Source organism: Streptomyces sp. YGL11-2 (assembly GCF_050054615.1).
Classification (GTDB): Bacteria; Actinomycetota; Actinomycetes; order Streptomycetales; family Streptomycetaceae; genus Streptomyces.
This window is the reverse complement of record NZ_JBNHIN010000004.1, coordinates 254,064-275,738: the sequence shown is the minus strand read 5'-3', so window position 1 is coordinate 275,738 and position 21,675 is coordinate 254,064. Positions and strand designations below refer to the sequence as shown.

Here is a 21,675-nt window from a genome sequence, read left to right as displayed (position 1 = left end):
CGCCCGCACAGGAGATCACCCCATGCCCACCACCCGCGTACGCATCAGCGGCGGCGACGCCCTCGTCGACTACGACCGCACCGGAACCGGACCCGGCCTGGTGCTGGTGCACGGCACCGCCGCCACCCGCGAGCAGTGGCTGCCGCTGACCGAGGCGGTCGCCGACCGCTTCACCGTGGTCGCGCCCGACTACTCGGGCTCGGGCGGCACCACGGATCACGGCGGCCCGCTCGCGCTCGCGGACCTCGCCGACGAGGTCCTGGCCGCCGCCGACCACGCCGGGCTGGAGACCTTCCACCTGGTCGGCCACTCGCTCGGCGCCGCGATCGCCACCCACCTCGCGGGCAGCCACCCCGCGCGGGTCAGCTCCCTGGTGCTGCACGCCGGCTGGGCCCACACGGACACCCGGATGCGGGCCGAGTTCACGTACTGGCGCGACCTCCTGCGCGCCGACGCGGAGCACGGCACCTCGCTGTTCGCCCGGATGCTGCCCCTGATGGCCTTCGGCCCCCGCTACTGGGACCGCACGGACACCGCCGCCTACGAGGAACTGGTCCAGGCGCTCGCCACCGGGCTGGCCCCCGGTACCGACCGGCAGATCGCGGTGGACCTGGCCGTGGACCTGCGCCCGCTGCTCGCCTCCGTCACGGCTCCGACGCTGGTACTGGCCAGCGCCCACGACCGGGCGATCGACGCGGCCCAGCAGCGGGAACTGTTGGCCGGGATCGCCCACAGCCGCTACCAGGAGATCGACGCCGGGCACGGGGCGCCCGCCGAGGACCCGGACGGATTCGTGGCCCGGGTCGCGGCCTTCCTCGCCGAACGGACGGCGGCCGAGCGGCCGATGGCGGGCCGGGCGGCAATGGCGTGACGCCCCGTGGGCGCCGTCGGCGCCCCTGGAGCCCGTCCTGACTGGTCACGGCCGGGCCCATCGGACAGGCTCCGGGCCGCCTCGCCGCCCGGAGGTGCCTGGTGTCTGTCAGTGGCCCGTGCGAGGGTGGCGGGCATGAGAACGACACCGGACGGGCGCCCCGTCCCGCCCCCGCACGCGGATGAACGCACCATGTTGGAGAGCTGGTTGGACTTCCACCGCGAGACGCTCGCGCTGAAGTGCGCGGGGCTCGACGACGACCGGCTGCGGGTCGCCTCGGTGGCGCCGTCGCCGATGACGCTGCTGGGCCTGGTCCAGCATCTGGCGGAGGTGGAACGCAACTGGTTCCAGCGGGTCTTCGCCGGCCGTGCCGTGCCGCAGGTGTACGAGGACGGCGGCGGGGACGGCTTCGCGCTCGCGGCGGACCGCGGCATCGAGGAGGCCCTGGCGACCTGGCGCGCGGAGGTGGCCCGGGGCCGCGAGCTGATCGCCGGCGCCTCCCTGGACGACTCCGGCTCGCTCTCCGAGGAGGAGGCCCGGCACGTCGGCGACCAGGGGGTCTCCCTGCGCTGGATCCTGGTCCACATGATCGAGGAGTACGCCCGCCACAACGGCCACGCCGACATGCTCCGGGAACGCATCGACGGCGTCACGGGCGCCTGAGCCGCGGCCGGGGACCCGCGGCAGAGCTCCGACGCTCCTCCGGCCGACACCACCACACACCGCGAGCCCGCGCGCCCTAGGCTCCGCTCATGACGACCGTCACCACCGCCGACGCGGGCACCGAACCCCGGATCCTCGATGCCCGCGAACTCACGGCCGACCACGAACTCGCCACCCTCTTCCCCGAGTTGGCGCACCGCATCCTGTCGGACCTGGTCCGCGACGGGGCGCCGCTCGGCTGGGTCGATCCGCCCGCACCGGAGGAGGTGGCCGAGCTGGTCGCCCGGGTTCTCGCCGCGGCGCGGACCGGGGACGGGGCGCTCCGCGCCGCGTACGTCGGCCGGCGGCTGATCGGTCTGGGCTACTGGCTGCGCTACGCCCAGGAGACCAATCGCCCACACGCGGACCTGGTGAAACTCGCGGTCGCCGGTGGCGCGCACCGCCGCGGAGTCGGCCGGTCGCTGGCCACCGCCCTGATCGCCGACGCCAGAGAGACGGGCATCGAGGTCCTCACCCTGGACGCCCGCGCCGACAACACACGGGCGCTGCGCCTCTACCGGTCGCTGGGCTTTCGCGAGTACGGCCGGATCCCCGGCTTCGTCGCGGTCGGCGAGCAGCGCTGGGACAAGGTGTTCTGCATGCTGGACCTGCGCCCGGAGGGCGGCCGCGGCACGGAGGGCCACCGCCCCGCGGCGGNGATCCCCGGCTTCGTCGCGGTCGGCGAGCAGCGCTGGGACAAGGTGTTCTGCATGCTGGACCTGCGCCCGGAGGGCGGCCGCGGCACGGAGGGCCACCGCCCCGCGGCGGCCCCGTAACGGCCCTGCCGGGCCCGCCGCGGGCAACGGCGGGCCCGGTGCCCGCCCCGCGTGAACACCCACGCCACTCCAGGTGAAGCGGTCACGTCGGAACCCTTGACAGCGCCCCCGCCCCCGACCGACGATCCCCGGGTGAACCTGTCAGACAGCCAGACAGCTGGCGACATCCCCCGGCGCGTGAGCGCGATGGAAGCGGTCCTGACCCATCTGCGCGGCGCCATCGAGCGAGGCGAGTACGCCGTCGGCGACAAGCTCCCCTCGGAGGCCGAACTGTGCCGACGGCTGGAGGTGAGCAGACCCGTGCTGCGCGAGGCGCTGCGCGCGCTCCAGACGATGGGGCTCACGGTCTCGCGCACCGGCAAGGGCACGTTCGTCGTCTCGGACGGCGCTGTGGCCGACCCGACCTTCGGCGACTACGCGGCCAGCCATCTGCTGGAGGTCCGCCGCCATGTCGAGATCCCGGTGGCCGGGTACGCGGCGGTCCGCCGTACGCCGGAGGACCTCGACCACCTCACGCATCTCCTGGAGCGGATGGAGCGGGAGACCGACACCACCGCCTGGGTCGCCATGGACACGCTCTTCCATCTCGCGGTCGCCGAGGCGGCGCGGAACCCGGTCTTCCGCCGGGTGATCGAGGAGATCCGGGACGCCCTGGCCCGCCAGTCGGCGTTCCTCAACGACGTCGGCGGCCGGCGCGACCAGTCGAACCGGGAGCACCGGGCGATCGTCGAGGCGCTCGTCGACCAGTCCGAGCACGACGCCGTCGAAGCCATGGAGCACCACCTCGCACGCGTCGAGTCGACGCTGACCACCATCGTGCGGCCGCCGGACCGTACGGCCCCTGCCACGGAAGACGAGGACCACGGGTGAGCGAGCAATCCCTGCAGCAGGCCGACCCGCAGGAGAGGGCCGGGCAGCCGGCACCGGCGGCACATGTCGACGCCGGTGACGCCGGATACCGCAAGTCGCTGACGTCACGGCACGTCAACATGATCGCCATCGGCGGCGCGATCGGCACCGGGCTGTTCCTCGGCGCGGGCGGCCGGCTCGCGGACGCCGGGCCTTCGCTGGCCGTGGCGTACGCGCTCTGCGGCTTCTTCGCCTTCCTCGTCGTACGGGCCCTGGGCGAGCTGGTGCTGCACCGGCCGTCGTCCGGAGCCTTCGTCTCCTACGCGCGGGAGTTCCTCGGCGAGAAGGGGGCGTTCGTCGCGGGCTGGATGTACTTCCTGAACTGGGCAACGACCGGGATCGCCGACATCACGGCGGTGGCGACCTACACGCACTACTGGAGCATGTTCTCCGACATCCCGCAGTGGGTGATCGCGCTGATCGCGCTCGGGGTCGTGCTGACGGTGAACCTGATCTCGGTGAAGATCTTCGGCGAGCTGGAGTTCTGGTTCGCGATCATCAAGGTCGGGGCGCTGGTCGCCTTCATGCTGATCGGCATCTTCCTGCTGGTCACCCAGCACCCGGTCGACGGCCACCACCCCGGCCCCGCGCTGATCGCCGACCACGGCGGCGTCTTCCCGACCGGAACGCTGGCGATGCTGCTGGTGATCCAGGGCGTGGTCTTCGCCTACGCCTCGGTCGAGCTGGTCGGCGTCACGGCGGGCGAGACCGCGGAGCCGGAGAAGATCATGCCGCGGGCGATCAACTCGATCATGTGGCGGGTCGCCCTGTTCTACGTCGGCTCGGTGGTCCTGCTGTCGATGCTGCTGCCGTGGAACGCGTACTCGGCGAACCAGAGCCCGTTCGTCACCGTGCTCTCCCATGTCGGGGTGCCGGCCGCGGGCGGGGTGATGAACCTCGTCGTACTGACCGCCGCGATGTCCAGCCTCAACTCCGGGCTCTACTCCACCGGGCGGATCCTGCGCTCGATGGCGATGTCCGGATCCGCTCCCCGGTTCACCGGCGTGATGAGCCGCAGCCAGGTGCCGTACGGCGGGATCCTGCTCACGTCGGGCGTCTGCGTCCTGGGCGTGGGCCTCAACTACCTCGTGCCGAGCAAGGCGTTCGAGATCGTGCTGAACTTCGCGGCGATCGGCATCCTCAGCACCTGGGCCATGATCATGATCTGCCATCTGCTCTTCTGGCGGAAGACGCGGGCGGGCCAGCTGTCCCGCCCCGCCTACCGGCTCCCCGGCTCGCCCTGGACCGAGCTGGTGACGCTGGCCTTCCTCGCCCTGGTACTGGTCCTGATGTACGCCGACGGCGGCGCCGGCCGCACCACGATCCTCTCCCTGCCGGTGATCGCGGCCCTCCTGGTCGGCGGCTGGTACCTGGTCCGCGGCCGGGTCGGCACCGTACGGGACGGCGCGGCACCCGGGCACGCCAACCTCCGGGAGAGCGAGGGAAGTTAGCCGACGGCGACCGCCGCGCGAGCGCCGCTGGGGCGCGCAGCACCGACCGCACAGAGAGCACCGAAGACCGAGCATGATCACACGTCAGAGCACCACCGGCAGCACCGCGGGCACCACCCCGGCCCGCCACCCGGCAGGCGATCCGCCCGCCCTCCGCATACCGGCCCACGCCCCCGTCGCCCACGTGGAGCGCGGCGGCCTCGTCGAGGGCGTCCACCACGGCTCGGTCGTCGTCCTGGCGGCGGACGGCAGTGTGGACTTCCAACTCGGCGACATCGAGGCCGCGTTCTACCCCCGCTCGGCGCTCAAGCCGCTCCAGGCGGTCGGTCTGCTGCGCGCCGGCCTGCCGCCGCTGGACGACGAGGCGCTGGCCCTGACGGCGGCCAGCCACTCCGGCGAGGAACGGCACCTGGCCACCGCCCGGCGCATCCTGCACACCGCCCGGCTGACCGAGGACGACCTCCGCAACGTCCCGGACCTCCCTTACGGCCCCGCCCAACGGGACGACTGGCTCGGGCGCGGCCTGGGCCCCGGCCGGCTCGCCCAGAACTGCTCGGGCAAGCACGCCGCCATGCTGTACACGGCGCGCACCCGGGGCTGGCCGCTGGACACCTACCTCGACGCCGGGCACCCCCTCCAGCGGGAACTCGCCACGACCGTCGAGGAGTTCACCGGCCAGGGCATCGCCCGCACCACCGTCGACGGCTGCGGCGCCCCGCTGTTCTCCGTCTCGCTGCACGGCCTGACCCGGGCCGTCGCCCGGCTGGCGACGGCGGCCCCGGACACCCCCGAGGGCCGGGTCGCGCACGCCATGCGCAAGCACCCCGAGATGGTCTCCGGTACCGACCGGGACGTCGCCCGGCTGGTCCGCGCGCTGCCCGGTCTGCTCGCCAAGGACGGCTTCGAGGGCGTACAGGTCGCCGCGCTGCCGGACGGCCGGGCGGTCGGTGTGAAGATCGCCGACGGCGCCGACCGGGCCCGGATGCCGGTCACCGCGGCCGCCCTGGCCCGCTGCGGCATCGACCCCGGCCTGCTCGCCCCCTTCGCCACCGCCCCGGTCCTCGGCGGCGGTGTACAGGTCGGCACCCTGCGGGCGGCGGGCGCCCTGGCCACCCCGGGGCCGGCCGCCTGAGACCGGGCCCGGACCACCTCTCTCGCTGGGCCGGCAGCGCGTCGAGGGGTTTCACCCGGCGAGGGAAGGACGAGGCGAAATACCGGCAGCCGCAGGAGGCGGGGACGGCGGATGATGACGTATGACGGCGTATGACGACGACCGACCGGCACCACTGCACCGCCCCGCACGACATCCGCATAAGTTCCGTACGAGTTCTGTACGCGTTCCGTACGACAGGAGAGAGAGCCGTATGCGTATCGCGCTGTGCCAGATGACCGCCTCGACCGACCCGAAGGAGAACCTCGCGCAGGTCACGGACCTGGTGCGCCGGGCCGCCGCCGAGGGCGCGCGGCTGGCGGTGCTGCCCGAGGCGTCCATGGCGCGCGTCGGGGTGCCGCCCGGGCTGGTCGCCGAGCCGCTGGACGGGCCGTGGGCCGAGGGCGTGCGGGCTGTGGCCCGGGAGACCGGGGTGACGGTCGTGGTGGGGATGTTCACCCCGGCGCCCGGCGGCCGGGTGGCCAACACCCTGCTGGTCACGGGGCCCGGGGTGGAGGAGTCCTACGACAAGATCCATCTCTATGACGCCTTCGGATTCCGCGAGTCCGACACCGTCGCGGCGGGCGAGCGGGTGGTGACCATCGACGTCGACGGGGTCCGGGTGGGCCTGGCGACCTGCTACGACGTGCGTTTCCCGGAGCTCTTCCGGGCACATGCGGACGCCGGCGCGACGGTGAGCGTACTGCCCGCGTCGTGGGGCGCCGGGCCGGGGAAGCGCGCGCAGTGGGAGCTGCTGGTGCGGGCCCGCGCGCTGGACGCGACGGTGTGGCTGGCGGCGGTGGGGCAGGCCGCGCCGGACCAGGACGCCGACCCCGAGGTGGCCACCAAGGCCCCGACCGGCGTCGGGCACAGTGCGCTGGTGGGGCCCGACGGGACCGTGCGGGCGCGGCTGGACGCGGCGCCCGGGCTGCTGGTCGCGGAGGTGGACCCGGAGGAGACCGGGCGGGTGCGGCGCGCCGTGGCCGTACTGGACAACCGCCGGCTGTAGGCGCCGGGCCGCCGCGTCAGGCGGCCGGGAGGGTGCGGCGGGTCACTTCGCCGGGGTTTCCACGGTGGCTGACGGGGCGTCACGCAGCCCGAGGCGCAGGTGCTCGACGTGGTGGAGGGCCTGGTCGAGGAGTTCGGCGACGTGGTGGTCGTAGAGGGCGTAGACGATCGAGCGGCCGTTGCGTTCGCCGGTGACCAGGCCGAGGTTGCGCAGCAGCCGGAGCTGATGGGAGCAGGCGGACTGCTCCATGCCGACGGCGGCGGCGAGGTCGCTGACCGCACAGGGGCCTTCCTGGAGGCGGGCGAGGATGCGCAGCCGGGAGGGGGTGGAGAGGGCCTGGAGGGTGGCGGCGACATCGGCGGCCCCCACGGTGTCCAGGCGTTCGCGGGTGGTGGCGCTGCTGGTGTCATCGATTCCGTGGCCCATGGCAGCCATCCTAAAGAGCGATCCTGAAGAGAATGGATGAAGAGTTGTTCATTCGTTCCTGTACGGTGGTGAGGTCGTCGGCTTTCACCTCGTGAAGGGTTGTTCCGCCATGCCTGTCGCCACTCTGGAACGTCCAGCCCGGGCCGCCGAGGCGCGCCCGGTGGCCCCGCGGCGTACGCGGGTGTTCGCACTGGCCGAGGCCCGCTGGGCGGCGGTCGCCACCGTGGCGTTCCTGATCGCGCTGGCCCTGCAGCTCACCGACGCGCCCGGGTGGGCCTGGGGTGCGCTGTACGCCGTGGCGTATCTGACGGGTGGTTGGGAACCGGCCTGGGCGGGGTTGCGGGCCCTCGGGGACCGGACACTGGACGTCGATCTGCTCATGATCGTCGCGGCGCTCGGGGCGGCGGCGATCGGCCAGGTGATGGACGGCGCACTGCTGATCGTCATCTTCGCCACCTCCGGCGCGCTGGAGGCGCTGGCCACCGCCCGCACCCAGGACTCGGTACGCGGTCTGCTGGACCTCGCGCCCGCCACGGCGACCCGGCTGGCCGACGACGGCGAGGAGCACGGCGTGGCCACCGCCGACCTCGTCGTGGGCGACACGATCCTGGTGCGGCCCGGCGAGCGGGTCGGCGCGGACGGCCGGGTGCTGGCGGGGACGAGCGAGGTGGACCAGGCCACGATCACCGGGGAGCCCCTGCCGGTGGCCAAGGAGCCCGGGGACGAGGTGTTCGCCGGCACGCTGAACGGGCTGGGCGCGCTGCGGATCAAGGTCGAGCGGGATGCCGGCGATTCGGTCATCGCGCGGATCGTGGCGATGGTCGCCGAGGCGTCCGAGACCAAGGCACCGACCCAGCTGTTCATCGAGAAGGTCGAGCAGCGGTATTCGGTCGGCCTCGTGGCGGTGACGCTGGCGGTGTTCGCGGTGCCGCTGACGCTGGGGGCGGAGCTGACCGGTGCGCTGCTGCGGGCGATGACCTTCATGATCGTGGCGTCGCCGTGCGCGGTGGTGCTGGCGACCATGCCGCCGCTGCTGTCGGCCATCGCCAACGCCGGGCGGCACGGCGTCCTGGTGAAGTCCGCGGTGGTGATGGAGCGGCTCGGCCAGGTGGACGGCGTCGCGCTGGACAAGACCGGGACGCTGACCGAGGGCACGCCCCAAGTCGCCGCGATCCGGCCGTCGGCCGGCGCCGGGCGGTCCGAGGAGGCGCTGCTGACCTGGGCCGCCGCGGCCGAGCACCCCAGCGAGCACCCGCTGGCCCGCGCGATCGTGAGCGCCGCCCGGTCCCGCGGCTGCGCGCTGCCCGCCGCGGAGGAGTTCACCGCCTCCCCTGGTACCGGCGTACGGGCCCGGGTCGACGGCGCCTGGATCGAGGTGGGGGCGCCGGCCCGGCTGCTGGTCGAGGACACCCCGATGGCCGCCGAAATGGCCGATCTGGCAAGGGAGTTGGAGGAGGGCGGGCACACCGCCGTGCTGGTGCTGCGGGACGGTGTCCCGGCCGGGGTGCTGGGGATCGCCGACCGGCTGCGGCCGGACGCGGTGGCCACCGTGGCCGCGCTGCGGGAGCTGACCGGGCGGACGCCGACGTTGGTGACCGGCGACAATCCGCGGGCGGCGGCCCGGCTCGCCGAGGAGGCCGGGATCGCGGACGTGCGGGCCGGGCTGCTGCCCCAGGACAAGGTCGAGGCGGTGCGCGAGGAGGAGCGGGCCGGGCACAAGGTGCTGATGGTGGGCGACGGGGTGAACGACGCCCCGGCGCTGGCCGCCGCGCACACCGGTGTCGCGATGGGGCGGGCCGGGTCGGATCTGGCGCTGGAGACCGCGGACGCGGTGATCGTGCGCGACGAACTGGCCACCGTCCCGGCGGTGATGACGCTGTCGCGGGCGGCGCGCCGGCTGGTCGTGCAGAACCTCGTCATCGCGTCGGTGTTCATCTCGGGGCTGGTGCTGTGGGACCTGGCCGGGCGGCTGCCGCTGCCGCTGGGCGTCCTCGGGCACGAGGGCTCGACGGTGATCGTGGGGCTCAACGGGCTGCGGCTGCTGCGCGAGGCGGCGTGGCGGCGGGCCGCCGGCCGCACCGCCGGATGAGGCGGGGGCCGGCGGCCGGTGCCACTATCGGGCGTCGGCCGGCTCAGTCCGCCCCTGACCCGTCGGACGGGCCCCAGCCCTCCAGTCGGTCGGTGAGCCAGTGGTGGAAGGCGCCGATGTGGTGCTCGCTGGGGACGAGCACTCCCCCGTCGCGGTAGGCACGGGAGTCCATGGCCGGCTGGGTGCGCTCGCAGGCGTCGAAGTCCTGGACGTTGACCCGGTGGAACAGCTCGACGGACTTGGCGACATCGGCACCGGAGTCGATGACCTCGGGCAGGTACAGCCAGTCGCACACGACGACGGTGCGGTCGGGGGCAGACGGGAACATCCGGTGGAGGATGACGTGGTCGGGGACGAGGTTGATGAAGACCTGCGGCCGGACGGTCACCGCGTAGTAGCGCCGGTCCTGGCTGTCCGCGATGCCGGGCAGCCGGCCGAAGCCGGCGCTGCCGTCCACGGTGAACCCCTGCGCCTCCGGTGCGAACTCGGCACCGTGCCCGACGTAGTACTGGGCGGCGAAGCCCTCCGCGAACTCCGGCAGGACGTCGGTGAGTTCGGGGTGGATGGTGGCGCAGTGGTAGCACTCCATGAAGTTCTCGACGATCAGCTTCCAGTTGGCGCGCACGTCGTAGGTGATGCGCCGGCCCAGGGACAGGTCCTCGGTGCGGTAGCGGTCGACGGCGGCGGCGTCGCCCAGTCGCTCGACGGCCGCGCCGATCACGGTGTCCTCGAAGGACGGTGGCTCGTCGGCCAGGCACACCCAGGCGTAGCCGAGCCATTCGCGCAGCGCGACGGTGACCAGACCGCGTTCGGTGCGGTCGATGTCCGGCATCTTCTGGAGGTTGGGGGCGGCCACCAGCCGGCCGTCCAGGTCGTAGGTCCAGGCGTGGTAGGGGCACTGGAGGTTGCGGCGGACCTGGCCGGACTCCTCCGTGCACAGCCGGGCGCCGCGGTGCCGGCAGACGTTGAGGAAGGCGCGCAGCTCCCCGGCGCGGTTGCGGGTGACCAGTACGCTCTCCCGGCCGATCCGCACGGTGCGGAAGGCGCCCGGCCGGTCCAGGTCGGCGCTGCGGACCGCGCAGCACCACAGCCGCTCGAAGACGCGGTCCTGCTCCTGCCGGAAGATCTCCGGGTCGGTGTAGTAGCGCCCGGCCAGGGTGGCGATCAGGCTGGTGGCGGGCGGGGTGGCGGCGCCCGGCCGGGACTCGGTGGGTGTGGTGGTCATGGCTGCTCTCCTCAGGCGACCGCGGCGGCGGGGCGACGGGGGTCGAACAGGTCGATGGGGTGCGCGGTGGTGCCGGTCAGTGCGAGGTCGGCGACGATCTCACCGACGACCGGCACGAACTTGAAGCCATGGCCGGAGAATCCGCAGGCGACGGTGGTGGTCTCCGGATGCGCCGGGTGCCGGGTGATCACGAAGTGCTCGTCCGGGGTGTTGGAGTACATACAGGTGGCGGCCTTCAGGAAGCGGCCGGGCAGGGTGGGGATACGGGGGCCGAGTTGGTCGGCCATGGCGCGTACCTCGTGGTCGTACACGGTGCGGTCGATGGTCTCCGGGGTGCAGACGGTGCCCTTGCGGAAGAACGCGACCTTGGCGCCGCCGTCGGGGCCGTCGATGGCGGGGAAGCCGTAGATCTGCACGCCCGCGGCGTCCTCCCAGATGTAGATGGGGTGGCGCTCGGGGACGTAGGGCGCGGTGCCGCCGTCGGGGGCGAACCAGTACGTGATCTGCCGCTCGATGGTGAACGGCACTCCGAGGTCGGCGAGCAGCTGGGGCGCCCAGGCCCCCGGGCAGATCACCAACTGCCCCGCGGTGTAGGCGTTCTCGTGGGTGTGGACGCGGACCCCGGCGCCGCCGGGCAGCTCCTCCCAGCGGGTGACCGGCTCCTCGAAGTGCAGGTCCGCGCCGCCCTGGGTGGCGAGCTGGACGTGGGCGGCGACGGTGCTCTCCGGGCGGAGCAGTCCGGCGCGCGCCTCGTACAGCGCGACGTCGTCGTCGTGCGGGGTCAGGGTCGGGAAGCGGCGGCGGATCTCCTTGGCGTCGAGCATCTCGTGCGGCAGGTCCCACTGCCGGGCGGAGGCCAGGCTTCCGGCGACCGTGCGGCTGTCGGGGCGGCCGACCATCACCCCGCCGCAGAGGGTGGCGACCTCGCGGCCGGTGTCCCGCTCCAGCTGCTCGTACAACTCGTACGAGCGCAGCAGCAGCGGGACGTAGGCGGGGTCCTCGAAGTAGGACTGCCGGGTGACCCGCGAACCTCCGTGGCTGGAGCCGCGGTTGTGCACCGGGCCGAACCTCTCCAGGCCCAGGACCCGGGCGCCGCGGGCGGCGAGGTGGTGGGCGGCGGCGCTGCCCATCCCGCCGAGGCCGAGGACGATGACGTCGTAGGTGGGAGCCATGCGGTTGCTCCTTCGTCGGACGGGGGCGGGCGGGGTTGTGACGAGCGGGCCAAGGGCCTGTCTGATGGGTCGGGTCCTAGCGGCGGATGCGGGCCATCTCCCGGTCGAACAGCGGCTCCTGGGCGACGGTCGCGGGGATCCGCCGCCCGAAGTACTCGATGTGGACGGCGGTGCCGGGGACCGCGGCGGCGGCCGGCAGCCAGGCGTAGGCGATCCCGCGGCCGAGGGTGTAGCCGTAGGCGGCGGAGGTGACATAGCCGGCCGGGGCACCCGCCACGTAGACCGGTTCCTTGCCGAGGACGTTGGCCGCGGGGTCGTCGAGGGTGAGGCAGGTGAGCTTGCGGGCCGCGGTCCGCTCGCTCTGCCCCTCCAGTGCGGCGCGGCCGAGGAAGTCGCCCTTGGCGGGGCGGACCGCGAAGCCGACACCGGCCTCGTAGGGGGTGTGCTCGGTGGTCATGTCATGGCCCCAGGCGCGGTACCCCTTCTCCAGGCGGAGGCTGTTGAAGGCACTGCGGCCGGCGGCGATCACCCCGTGCCGCTGCCCGGCCTCCCACAGCGTGTCCCAGAGGCGGAGCCCCAGGTCGGCCGTGGTGTAGAGCTCCCAGCCCAGCTCGCCGACGTAGGACAGGCGCAGAGCGGTCACCGGGACGTGGCCGAGGTAGGACTGCTTGGCCCTGAAGTAGCCGAACGCCTCGTGCGAGAAGTCGTCGCGGGTCAGCGGCTGGACGAGGTCCCGGGCCAGCGGGCCCCAGACGCCGATGCAGCAGGTGCCCGGGGTGATGTCGCGGACCTGGACTCCGTCCGGTGCGTGCCGCAGCAGCCAGTCGAGGTCGGAACCGCTGTTGGCACCGACCTGGAAGCGGTCCGGGTCCAGCCGGGCGACGGTGAGGTCGGAGCGGATGCCGCCTGCCTCGTCCAGGAGCAGGGTGTAGGTCACCGCGCCGGGCCTCTTCCTCAGCTGATTGGTCGTCATGTACTGGAGGAAGTCCAGCGCGCCCGGACCGGTGACCTCCAGCCGCCGCAGCGGGGTCATGTCGTAGAGGGCCACCCGCTCGCGGGTGACGGCGGCCTCGGCGGCGGCGATCGGCGACCAGTGGCGGGCGGCCCAGTCGTCCCGCTCGGGGAGCCGAAGCCCCTCGGCGAGCGGGGCGTTGGCCTCGTACCAGTGCGGGCGCTCCCAGCCGCCGCCCTCCAGGAAGTACGCGCCGAGCTGCTGCTGACGGGCGTAGAAGGGGCTCGTACGCAGGGGGCGGGGCCGCTCCATGGGCTGGAGCGGGTGGATGACGTCGTAGACCTCGATGAAGTTCTGGGCGCCGCGGTCCTCGATGTAGGCGGGTGAGCGCTGGGCGTCCTCGAAGCGGTGGAGGTCGCATTCGTGGATGTCGACGGCGGGGCGGCCGTCGGTCATCCACTCGGCGACGGCCTTGGCGACGCCGGCGGAGTGGGTGACCCAGACCGCCTCGGCGAGCCAGAATCCGCGCAGTTCACGGGATTCGCCGAGGACCGGCATCCCGTCGGGGGTGAAGGAGAAGACCCCGTTGAAGCCCTCGGCCACCCGCGAGGCGCCCAGCGCGGGGAGCAGTCCGATGCTGTCCTGCCAGCTGGGGGCGAAGTCCTCCGCGGTGAAGGGCAGCGAGGACGGCATGACGGGGGCGTCATCGAAGGCCGGGACGGTGAACGGGTCGACGGGCATGGGGCGGTGGGCGTAGGAGCCGATGCCGAGTCGGCCGCCGGCGGTGTCGAAGTGCTCGCGGAAGTAGAGGTCGCGGTCCTGGAAGCGGAGGATCGGCCTACCGGCTTCCTCCCCCAGGCCCTCCGCTCCATCCGGGGAGCGGGGACCCGCGTGGGAGTCATGGGCCCCGGTGAGTTCGGGCAGTGGCTCGGTGGTGGCGTACTGGTGGGCCAGCGGCAGCAGCGGTACGTGCACCCCGGCCATGGCGCCGATCACCGGTCCCCAGAACCCGGCGGCGGAGACGACGTGGTCGGCGGGGAAGGTGCCGCGGTCGGTGACGACGCCGGTGACCCGGCCGTCCGCTCGCTCGATTCCGGTGACGGTGTGCCGCTCCAGGAAGCGGGCGCCGCGCGCCTGGGCACGGGCCATCTGGGCGCGGCAGGCGAGCAGGGCGCGGGCCAGCCCGTCGTCGGGGGTGTGGAACCCGCCGTGCAGCACGCCCTCGTCCAGCATCGGCCAGAGCTTCCTGCACTCCTGCGGGCCCAGGAGTTCCCCGCGGACGCCCCAGGAGGCGGCGAGCCCGGCCTTGCGGTGCAGGTCGGCCCAGCGGGCTTCGGTGGTGGCGACTTCCAGGCCACCGACGGGGTGGAAGCAGGGCAGTCCGTCGACTTCGAGGGAGCCGAACTTGCGGACGGTGTAGGCGGCGAACTCGGTCATGGTCTTGGACGGGCTGGTCTGGAAGACCAGGCCGGGGGCGTGCGAGGTGGAGCCGCCGGGGGCCGGCAGCGGCCCCTGCTCCAGGACGGTGACGTCGCGCCAGCCGCGGGCGGTGAGTTCGTCGGCGAGCGAGCAACCCACGATGCCGGCACCGATGACGACCACCCGGGCGCGGGTGGCGGGGGACGGGCGGGCGTCGGTGGCGGCCGGTGCGGTTGCCGGGGACGATGGGGACATGTCCCTCCTTCAGGGTCGGGCGCTGTCCGGGTGGTCGGGCGGACTTCGGGCCTGTCCGGTGGGTCGGGGACGGTGCGGCGGGGTGTGCGCCCGCTCGGCGGCGAGGGTGGCGTCCGGCGTGGTTGTTGCGTAGTGCACGACTGGTTGCGCAATGAGAGACATAGTGGGAACGCCGTATCGGCACCGTCAAGGGGTGCGCGCCGGCCGTTCGCAATTGACCCGTTACGCGCGGGGCGCGCCCCGCGCACCGGATCGCGCCGGCGGGCGCGGAGCCGCGGGCCGGACATCCCGACCGGCCCCGAGAAACGGATGCGGGGCCGGTCGCAAACCCCGGCCCCGCTTCGCCCCGCCCGCGCACCGCGCCGTGACGCCGTTCCGTCACGCCATGGTCAACTGGCGTACCCCATCCGCCGCGACAGCTCCTCGCCCGCGGCGACGGTGCGCTTGACCACCTCCGGCAGCCGCTCCTCGTCCAGCCGGTACGCGGGCACCGACACACTGATCGCGCCGATCACCGAACCGTCGTGCGCCCGCACCGGGGCCGCGACAGCCCGCAGGCCGAGCTCCAACTCCTCCACCGCCACCGCGAAGCCCCGCTCGACCACCTGTGCCAGCTGGCCGCGCAGCTCCCCGGCCGAGGTCACCGTCCGTTCGGTGAGCCGGGGCAACTTCCGTGCCAGTACGGCCTCCTGGACCGGCTCGGGCTGATAGGCGAGCAGCGCCTTGCCGCTGGACGTGGCGTGCAGCGGGGTGCGGCGGCCCAGCCAGTTCTGCGCGGTGACCGACGCCGGGCCGCGGGCCTGCATGATGTTCACCGCGGCATCGCTCTCCAACACCGCGATGTTGACCGTCTCCCCCAGCTCGTCGGCGAGCAGGCGGCAGATCGCCGCGCCTTCCTGGGAGATGTCCAGACGCACCGCCGCCGCGCCGGCCAGTCGCAACACCCCGGCGCCGAGGTAGTACTTGCCGCGCTCCTGCTCCTGGGCGACCAGCCCGCGGTTCTCCAGCACCCCGAGCAGCCGGAACGCGGTGGACTTGTGCACGTCCAGTTCCTCGGCGATCTCGGTCACCCCGGCCTCGCCCAGGCGGGCCAGGATCTCCAGTACGGTCACCGCCCGGTCCACCGACTGCACGGCGCCGGCGGCACCGCGCGACGGCTTCCCGTGCGCCGGCGCGTCCGCTCTCCCCTGCCGTTTCGCGCGGGCTCTGCCGCGCCGCTTCCCGTCCGGCTGCTCCTCCGCCCGCGCCTCCGCCTTGTCCGTTTCGGTCATAGGTCCGCTGTCACCACCCAGTCCGCTGCCACCGTCCAGCGGCCCGATCCCGGGCCGGCTTTTGCAGGGACCGCTTGACGCACCGGCCCCCCGTCGGGATTCTGTTGCGCATAACGCTGCGTCGTGCGCATTGCGAAACTCGATAACGCCGAACAGTAACAGGGGGGCCCAATGATTCCCGTCTGCCACCTCGATGACCTGCCCGTAGGCGAGTCCGTACGCATCGACACCGCACCTCCGATCGCCGTCTTCAACGCCGACGGAGAGCTGTACGCCATCGACGACACCTGCACCCACCAGGACGCCTCACTCGCCGACGGCTGGGTGGAGGGGTGTCTGGTCGAATGCCCGCTCCACGCCGCTTCATTCGATCTCCGCACCGGAGCGCCCACGTGCCTCCCCGCCCGCCGGGCCGTCCGCACCTATCCGGTGACCGTCGAGAACGGGACGGTCTACGTCCACCACACCGCCGAGGAGGGCACCGCCGCATGAAGTCGGTCACCGTCATCGGGGCCTCACTGGCCGGACTCCACACCGCCCGCGCCCTGCGCTCCCAGGGGTACGACGGCCGCCTGACGATCGTCGGGGACGAGCGCCACCGCCCCTACGACCGCCCGCCGCTCTCCAAGGGCTTCCTCACCGGGACCACCGGCCAGGGCCAACTCGCCCTGGCCGACGCCGAGGAGACCGCCGAGCTGGACGCGGAATGGCTGCTCGGCACCCGCGCCACCCGGCTCGACACCGGCAGCCGCACCGTCCACCTCGACACCGGACGCACCCTCGCCACCGACGGCGTGGTGCTCGCCACCGGCGCCACCCCCCGCCGGCTCCCCGGCCCCGGCTCGCCCCCGTCCGGAACCCACACCCTGCGCACCCTCGAAGACGCCCGGGCCCTGCGCCGCGACCTCACCCGCGGGGGCTCCGCCCGGGTCGCCGTCATCGGCGGCGGATTCCTCGGCGCCGAGGTCGCCTCGTCCTGCGCCGCCCTGGGCCACGAGGTCACCGTCATCGAGGCCGCCGCGCTCCCCCTCGTCCCCCAACTGGGACGCGGCATGGCCGAGTTGTGTGCCCGGCTGCCCGCCGACCACGGCGTCACACTGCTCACCGGCACCGGCGTCGCACAACTGCACGGCGCCGGCGCCGACAACCGGGTCACCGCCGTGGAACTGACCGACGGCCGCCTGCTGCCGGCCGATGTGGTCGTCGTCGGCATCGGCGTCCGCCCCGCCACCGACTGGCTGGCGGACTCCGGGCTGCCCCTCGGCGACGGCGTACGCTGCGACGCCGGCTGCGTCACGCCGATCCCCGCCGTCGTCGCCGTCGGCGATGTCGCCAACGTCGACGGCACCCGCGCCGAACACTGGACCAGCGCCACCGAACAGGCCGCCACCGCCGCCCGCAACCTCCTCGCGGGCCGTACCGCCGCCGCCCACCGCGCCCTGCCCTACTTCTGGTCGGACCAGTACGGCGTACGCATCCAGTTCGCCGGCCGCCGGCTACCCGGCGACACCCCGCGCATCCTCGAAGGCTCCCCGGACGACCGCAGCTTCCTCGCCGGCTACCAGCGTGCCGGCCGCACCACCGCCGTGCTCGCCCTCAACCGCCCCCGCCCCTTCCTGCGCCTGCGCCGCGAACTCGCCCGCGCCGCACAGCCCGCGACGGCCTGATCCGCCGCACGGGGCGGGGCCCGCGGTCGGCATCGTCGCGTGCCGGCCCACGAGCCCCGCCCGGTCGTTCTCGGTCCACCCCGCCGGCCCGGAGCGGCGATCGCCGGCCCGTCACACGACGGGTGCCCGGTTCTTCCCCTCCCCGCCGCCGTCCCGGCCCTCGGCTCCCAGGTGGGCGCGTTCGCGGATGACCGCCTCCACGGCGTCCGGGTCGTCCGGCGTGATGAACGGACGGACGTAGCCGCCGAGGTCGAGGACGAGCGCGGTGCTCTTCCCCATCCGCCCCGGGTCCAGGCTCGCCCAGTACCGCGGGTTCGCGGTGCCCCAGATCCGCCCCTGCCCGGTCAGGACGCCCATCTCGACCCGGCGCAGCGACCGGATCGCGGTGTAGGGGATGGTCTTGGTGCCCCAGGGGAAGTAGTAGCCGCGGATCCGCACGGCGTCGGGGGTGCAGGCGATCCAGCGGTCGTGGTAGGTGGTGCCGGTCATGAGTGGGTGTCCTCTCTCGGGACGTGTCCGGATCCCCCGGGACCGGGGCGAGTTGCCGGGCCGCTCGCCGTGGTGGGTGTCCGGCGCGGTCTGCGGGCGCAGGACGGTCAGCTGCCGCCCGCCTCGCGCGGCTCCCTGCGGATGTCGAACGCGGCGACTAGCCGGCTGATCGCCTCGGCGATCTCCTCGGGCTCGGCGGGCCGCCCGGCGGGGTTGAGCCGGCTCGCCTCCGCGTAGGCCGCATCGACCCCGCCGGCCGGTTGTGCCTCCTGCGCGAACCGCGCCATCCGTCGGTCGGCCGTCTCCGTCCGCAGCTGCCGTGCGGTGGCCACGCCGATACCCGTTCCCCCGCCCGTCACGATGACAACTCGCTGTCCGGTCATGCTCGTTCACCCCCGAAGGTGGTCGGCTCTCGGCTCTGCGATCATACGGAGGGTGAGTGCGGCGGGGACACGACGGGGTGCCGGATCCGGCCGGGCCGCGCCCCGCGGCAGAGAGGCGGGCCCCGCACCGTGACCGCGCACGCCCCCGCCGTACCGCACGGGCCCCGGCACAGCCACCGCGCGGACGCCCGCGCCCGGGAAATCCGGTGATCCGCGTCCACTTCACGGCCGGCGACTTCGCGCGGGTCCGCTTCGCGCCCCGGCCGGCCCCGCTCCAGGAACTCAACCTGGCCCTCGGCATGCTGTGCCGCCGCGACGACCCGCTGCTCCTCGGCCGCTGGCGCCGGCGGGTACTGCGCTCCCTGCCGCGGTCCGCCGAGCCGCTGGCCGACCTGGTCCCCGGCCTCCAAGCACCGCTCTTCCTCGACGAGTTCAGCGACAGCCTCCGGGACGCACTGGACTCCGTACGGGCCACCCGCCCGGACCTCGCCCGCTCCGAGATGGAGCGGGTCTACGCCCGGCACGGGTCCCCGGCCCCCCGCTGGGTCCGCGCCCTGCACCAGGGCGACGCCGGGGCCTGGCACACCCTCCGCCGGGCCCAGCACTCCGCCTTCGACGCCGTGCTGGGCCCCGTCTGGCCGCTGGTCCAGGACCTGCACCGGGCGGAGTTCGCCCGCCACGCCCTGACCGTCGCCGAACACGGCCTCGCCGGCGCGCTCACCGGCCTCCTTCCGGGCGCGCAACTCCGCGGTGACACCTGGGAGTTGCCGGCACCTGCGGACCGCGAGACGGCGCTGGGCGGGCGCGGCCTGGTCCTGGTCCCCACCTTCCACTGGACCGGCCGGCCCGTCCTCGCCGACCTCCCGGGCCGCCCCCTGTATCTGACGTACCCGGCGGGGCCGGGCCTGCCGCTGCCCCCGGCCGTCGCGGGCACCACCGACGACGCGCTCGCCGGCGTCCTCGGGCGCACCCGGGCCGATGTCCTGCTGCTGCTCACCGAAGAACTCACCACCAGCGCACTGGCCCGGCGGCTGCGGGTCAGCAACGCCACCGCCTCCGCCCACGCCGCGGCACTGCGCGCCGCGGGCCTGGTCACCACGGCCCGCGCCGGCCGGGCGGTGCTGCATCGCCGTACGGCGCTGGGCGACCTGCTGGTGCGGCAACGATCCGGTACCGGCGACCGGGCCCCGGACCCGGCTCCCCCGGCGGTCAGTCCGGAATCTCGATCCGGAACCGCAGCCGGCAGATCACCACATCCGTGTACCGGCGGATCGCCCGGTCGAGCACCGCGCCGCGCTGGTTCTGGAGGAGGCGCTGCCAGGGATGCGGAAGGTGCAGTTCCGGGATGAGCACGACCAGGCGTTCATGGGCCTCGGCGGGCGAGGCGGCGGCTTCCTCGGCGCCGACCGCGTGCAGGTAGTCGACGATCGGGCGGGTCAGGGAGCGGGCGCGGCTGCTCAGGACGGTCAGCGGGACCTGCGGATGCCAGGCGCTCCACGCCTCGCGCATCCGGTCGGCGGTGCTCTCGTCCTCGTTGTCGGGGTGCACGACGGTCACCGCGCGGACCTCGTCCCCCAGGGACAGCGCGGCGCCGATCGCCTCCTGCGTGAGCCGGTTGACCGCCCCCACGGGCACGATCACCAGCGAGCGGCGCTCCTGCGGCGGCCCCGGCACCTCGCCCAGGCGCAGTGCCTCGCCGATGCGCATGTAGGCGCGGTGGACGGACTCGAAGAGCGCGACCAGTACGGCCACCGCGAGGAAGACCAGCCAGCCGCCCTCGTTGAACTTGGCCACGAGTTCGAGGACAGTGGCGGCCGCGGTCAGCAGGGCACCGGCCCCGTTGAGCAGCGCCCGCCCCTGCCAGCCGGTGCCGCGCTCGACGTACCAGTGCCGGACCATGCCGAGCTGGGAGATGGTGAAGCCGATGAAGACGCCGATGGCGAAGAACGGCACCAGCGCCTGGGTGTTGCCCTCGGCCCCGATGAGCAGCACCAGCGCGAAGGCGGCGAGGACCAGGACGCCGTGCCGGTATACCTGGCGGTCGGCGCGCAGCGCGAAGACGTGCGGCAGGTTGTGGTGCCGGGCCAGGAGCGAGGTCAGTACGGGCATCCCGCCGAAGGAGGTGTTCGCGGCGAGCGCGAGCAGCAGCATGGTGGCGAACTGGACGACGTAGAAAGCGGCGTTGTGGCCCAGTGCGGCGTCGGTGAGCTGGGCGAGGACGGTCTTGGTGGGGTTGGGGGCGACGTGGAAGCGGCCGATCAGCACCGAGAGGCCGAGGAGCATCAGGCCGAGCAGGGTGCCGAGCGCGACCTCGGTGCGCTGGGCGCGGCGGACGCGCGGGGTGCGGAAGTTGGGGACCGCGTTCGCGATGGCCTCGACGCCGGTGAGGGCTGAGCAGCCGGAGGCGAACGCCCGCAGCAGCAGGAGGGTGCCGACGCCGGAGGCCGCGGCGGCGGACGGGTGGGTCGGCGGGACCGCGGGGTGCGTCCGCAGCAGGCCGATCGCGATGATGGTGAAGATCGCCGCGATGAAGACCACGGTCGGCACGATCATGACCTTCGCCGACTCCGCGACGCCGTACAGGTTCACGGCCGTGATCAGCACCAGGACGATGACGCACAGCACCACCCGGTCCGCGTAGAGGGACGGGAACGCGGAGGTGAGCGCGGCGACCCCGGCGGAGACCGACACCGCGACGTTCAGTACGTAGTCGATGATCAGGGAGGCGGCGGCGACCAGGCTGACCCGGCGGCCGAGGTGCCGGCCGGCGACGGCGTAGGCGCCGCCGCCGTTCGGGAACGCGGCGATGACCTGCCGGTAGGAGAGCGTCAGCGCGGCGAGCAGGATCACGATCGCCACCGTGACCGGCAGGGTGAAGCCGAGCCCCTGGCTACCCGCCGCGGCCAGCACCACCACGATCGCCTCGGGCCCGTAGGCCACGGAGGCGAGGGCGTCGAGGGAGAGTGCGGCCAGCCCCTGAGGGACCGTCAGCCGGTCGCGTTCGGGTGCGTCCCGGGTACTGCTCGTGGTGGTCATCGCGCCCTCGCCCCGGTCACCGCAGCACGGCGGATCGGTGGCCGAGCGCGTGGTTGAGCTCGACGACGTTGACGCCGGGGCTGCCCAGGAAGCCGAGGGTGCGGCCGTGGGCGTGGCGGGCGACGAGCCGGCGGACGGCCGCCGGGGCCAGCCCGCGGGCCGCCGCGACCCGGGGCACCTGCTCGTAGGCGTACCCGGACGAGATGTCCGGGTCCAGGCCGGAGCCGGAGGCGGTCACCGCGTCGGGGGGCACGCGGCCGGGCGGGACCCGGTCGAAGGCGGCCACGGCGAGCCGGCGGAGCCGTACGGTGCGGACCAGTTCGGGGTTGTTGGGGCCGAGGTTGGAGGCGCCGGAGGCGGTCGGGTCGTAGCCGGCGGGCCCGGCGGCGGACGGGCGGGGCTGGAACCACCCGGGGTCGGGGG

At 73.9% G+C, this 21,675-nt stretch carries 18 protein-coding genes and 2 pseudogenes; 11 read left to right on the top strand and 9 right to left on the bottom strand.

Translation table 11 applies throughout. From position 1 onward, the window contains the following. Positions 1-22: 22 nt before the first annotated feature. The 7 genes and pseudogenes from ACO1BR_RS07630 (at position 23) to ACO1BR_RS07600 (ending at position 6,868) form a co-directional block, all read left to right on the top strand. Positions 23-871, top strand: a complete 849-nt coding sequence (locus ACO1BR_RS07630; protein ID WP_426794246.1) for an alpha/beta fold hydrolase — start codon at positions 23-25, stop codon at positions 869-871. A gap of 135 nt (positions 872-1,006) precedes the next feature. Beyond that, entirely contained in the window at positions 1,007-1,534 is a 528-nt protein-coding gene (locus ACO1BR_RS07625) for a DinB family protein (protein WP_426794245.1), read from the top strand. Positions 1,535-1,623: 89 nt separating this feature from the next. Continuing rightward, a pseudogene (locus ACO1BR_RS07620) lies at positions 1,624-2,187 on the top strand (N-acetyltransferase family protein); the annotation flags it as partial. Between the two features lie 294 nt (positions 2,188-2,481). Continuing rightward, positions 2,482-3,219 (top strand): FadR/GntR family transcriptional regulator, encoded by a 738-nt coding sequence (locus ACO1BR_RS07615; RefSeq protein WP_426794244.1) that lies wholly within the window; start codon positions 2,482-2,484, stop codon positions 3,217-3,219. Then, positions 3,216-4,709 (top strand): amino acid permease, encoded by a 1,494-nt coding sequence (locus ACO1BR_RS07610; protein WP_426794243.1) that lies wholly within the window; start codon positions 3,216-3,218, stop codon positions 4,707-4,709. The genes ACO1BR_RS07615 and ACO1BR_RS07610 overlap by 4 nt, the downstream gene beginning before the upstream one ends. Positions 4,710-4,782: 73 nt before the next feature. Beyond that, a complete protein-coding gene (locus ACO1BR_RS07605; RefSeq protein WP_426794242.1) occupies positions 4,783-5,841 on the top strand; it encodes an asparaginase in 1,059 nt (352 codons plus the stop codon). 232 nt (positions 5,842-6,073) lie between these two features. Continuing rightward, positions 6,074-6,868 (top strand): carbon-nitrogen hydrolase family protein, encoded by a 795-nt coding sequence (locus tag ACO1BR_RS07600; RefSeq protein WP_426794241.1) that lies wholly within the window; start codon positions 6,074-6,076, stop codon positions 6,866-6,868. 42 nt (positions 6,869-6,910) lie between these two features. Here ACO1BR_RS07600 and ACO1BR_RS07595 read toward each other — a convergent pair whose 3' ends face one another. Then, the gene (locus ACO1BR_RS07595) at positions 6,911-7,294 is read right to left on the bottom strand and encodes an ArsR/SmtB family transcription factor (RefSeq protein ID WP_426794240.1); all 384 of its coding nucleotides are present in this window, start codon (positions 7,292-7,294) and stop codon (positions 6,911-6,913) included. Positions 7,295-7,403: 109 nt separating this feature from the next. Here ACO1BR_RS07595 and ACO1BR_RS07590 point away from each other — a divergent pair, with 109 nt between their 5' ends. Continuing rightward, positions 7,404-9,383, top strand: a complete 1,980-nt coding sequence (locus tag ACO1BR_RS07590; RefSeq protein ID WP_426794239.1) for a heavy metal translocating P-type ATPase — start codon at positions 7,404-7,406, stop codon at positions 9,381-9,383. Positions 9,384-9,426: 43 nt separating this feature from the next. On the opposite strand, the gene ACO1BR_RS07585 is transcribed toward ACO1BR_RS07590, so the two are convergent. From ACO1BR_RS07585 to ACO1BR_RS07570, 4 genes are all read right to left on the bottom strand, one after another. Further along, complete coding sequence (locus ACO1BR_RS07585; RefSeq protein WP_426794238.1) at positions 9,427-10,608, bottom strand: aromatic ring-hydroxylating oxygenase subunit alpha; 1,182 nt, start codon at positions 10,606-10,608, stop codon at positions 9,427-9,429. Positions 10,609-10,619: 11 nt separating this feature from the next. Further along, a complete protein-coding gene (solA, locus tag ACO1BR_RS07580) occupies positions 10,620-11,780 on the bottom strand; it encodes an N-methyl-L-tryptophan oxidase (RefSeq protein ID WP_426794237.1) in 1,161 nt (386 codons plus the stop codon). A gap of 76 nt (positions 11,781-11,856) precedes the next feature. Continuing rightward, positions 11,857-14,406 (bottom strand): GcvT family protein, encoded by a 2,550-nt coding sequence (locus tag ACO1BR_RS07575; protein ID WP_426794236.1) that lies wholly within the window; start codon positions 14,404-14,406, stop codon positions 11,857-11,859. A 389-nt stretch (positions 14,407-14,795) separates the two neighbouring features. Then, a complete protein-coding gene (locus ACO1BR_RS07570; RefSeq protein WP_426794235.1) occupies positions 14,796-15,677 on the bottom strand; it encodes an IclR family transcriptional regulator in 882 nt (293 codons plus the stop codon). 171 nt (positions 15,678-15,848) lie between these two features. On the opposite strand from ACO1BR_RS07570, the gene ACO1BR_RS07565 reads away from it, so the two are divergent. Further along, positions 15,849-16,169 carry a bifunctional 3-phenylpropionate/cinnamic acid dioxygenase ferredoxin subunit gene (locus tag ACO1BR_RS07565; RefSeq protein ID WP_426794234.1) on the top strand — a complete coding sequence of 107 codons (321 nt, stop codon included), beginning with the start codon at positions 15,849-15,851 and terminating at the stop codon, positions 16,167-16,169. Next, positions 16,166-17,344 carry an NAD(P)/FAD-dependent oxidoreductase gene (locus ACO1BR_RS07560; protein ID WP_426794233.1) on the top strand — a complete coding sequence of 393 codons (1,179 nt, stop codon included), beginning with the start codon at positions 16,166-16,168 and terminating at the stop codon, positions 17,342-17,344. The genes ACO1BR_RS07565 and ACO1BR_RS07560 overlap by 4 nt, the downstream gene beginning before the upstream one ends. A 111-nt stretch (positions 17,345-17,455) precedes the next feature. Here the strand turns inward: ACO1BR_RS07560 and ACO1BR_RS07555 are convergent, their stop codons facing one another. Next, entirely contained in the window at positions 17,456-17,833 is a 378-nt protein-coding gene (locus ACO1BR_RS07555) for a hypothetical protein (protein ID WP_426794232.1), read from the bottom strand. Positions 17,834-17,940: 107 nt separating this feature from the next. Then, positions 17,941-18,216, bottom strand: coding sequence for a hypothetical protein (locus ACO1BR_RS07550; protein WP_426794231.1), 276 nt, complete (start codon positions 18,214-18,216; stop codon positions 17,941-17,943). Between the two features lie 299 nt (positions 18,217-18,515). Between ACO1BR_RS07550 and ACO1BR_RS07545 the strand changes: the two are divergent. Further along, positions 18,516-19,304: pseudogene (locus ACO1BR_RS07545) on the top strand (ArsR family transcriptional regulator); the annotation flags it as partial. A gap of 121 nt (positions 19,305-19,425) precedes the next feature. Here the strand turns inward: ACO1BR_RS07545 and ACO1BR_RS07540 are convergent. Together ACO1BR_RS07540 and ACO1BR_RS07535 are read right to left on the bottom strand one after the other, a co-directional pair. Continuing rightward, positions 19,426-21,252, bottom strand: a complete 1,827-nt coding sequence (locus ACO1BR_RS07540; RefSeq protein ID WP_426794230.1) for an APC family permease — start codon at positions 21,250-21,252, stop codon at positions 19,426-19,428. 16 nt (positions 21,253-21,268) lie between these two features. Further along, positions 21,269-21,675: potassium-transporting ATPase subunit C (locus tag ACO1BR_RS07535; protein ID WP_426794229.1), on the bottom strand; the 407-nt coding region annotated here is incomplete at its 5' end.

What these genes read in the sequence shown, in the direction of transcription:
- ACO1BR_RS07585 (WP_426794238.1), bottom strand. Translation starts at nt 10,608, where the DNA reads ATGACCACCACACCCACCGAGTCCCGGCCGGGCGCCGCCACCCCGCCC.
- ACO1BR_RS07600 (WP_426794241.1), top strand. Translation starts at nt 6,074, where the DNA reads ATGCGTATCGCGCTGTGCCAGATGACCGCCTCGACCGACCCGAAGGAG.
- ACO1BR_RS07540 (WP_426794230.1), bottom strand. Translation starts at nt 21,252, where the DNA reads ATGACCACCACGAGCAGTACCCGGGACGCACCCGAACGCGACCGGCTG.
- ACO1BR_RS07560 (WP_426794233.1), top strand. Translation starts at nt 16,166, where the DNA reads ATGAAGTCGGTCACCGTCATCGGGGCCTCACTGGCCGGACTCCACACC.
- ACO1BR_RS07555 (WP_426794232.1), bottom strand. Translation starts at nt 17,833, where the DNA reads ATGACCGGCACCACCTACCACGACCGCTGGATCGCCTGCACCCCCGAC.
- ACO1BR_RS07550 (WP_426794231.1), bottom strand. Translation starts at nt 18,216, where the DNA reads ATGACCGGACAGCGAGTTGTCATCGTGACGGGCGGGGGAACGGGTATC.
- ACO1BR_RS07605 (WP_426794242.1), top strand. Translation starts at nt 4,783, where the DNA reads ATGATCACACGTCAGAGCACCACCGGCAGCACCGCGGGCACCACCCCG.
- ACO1BR_RS07595 (WP_426794240.1), bottom strand. Translation starts at nt 7,294, where the DNA reads ATGGGCCACGGAATCGATGACACCAGCAGCGCCACCACCCGCGAACGC.
- ACO1BR_RS07625 (WP_426794245.1), top strand. Translation starts at nt 1,007, where the DNA reads ATGAGAACGACACCGGACGGGCGCCCCGTCCCGCCCCCGCACGCGGAT.
- ACO1BR_RS07570 (WP_426794235.1), bottom strand. Translation starts at nt 15,677, where the DNA reads ATGACCGAAACGGACAAGGCGGAGGCGCGGGCGGAGGAGCAGCCGGAC.
- ACO1BR_RS07575 (WP_426794236.1), bottom strand. Translation starts at nt 14,406, where the DNA reads ATGTCCCCATCGTCCCCGGCAACCGCACCGGCCGCCACCGACGCCCGC.
- ACO1BR_RS07590 (WP_426794239.1), top strand. Translation starts at nt 7,404, where the DNA reads ATGCCTGTCGCCACTCTGGAACGTCCAGCCCGGGCCGCCGAGGCGCGC.
- ACO1BR_RS07630 (WP_426794246.1), top strand. Translation starts at nt 23, where the DNA reads ATGCCCACCACCCGCGTACGCATCAGCGGCGGCGACGCCCTCGTCGAC.
- solA (WP_426794237.1), bottom strand. Translation starts at nt 11,780, where the DNA reads ATGGCTCCCACCTACGACGTCATCGTCCTCGGCCTCGGCGGGATGGGC.
- ACO1BR_RS07565 (WP_426794234.1), top strand. Translation starts at nt 15,849, where the DNA reads ATGATTCCCGTCTGCCACCTCGATGACCTGCCCGTAGGCGAGTCCGTA.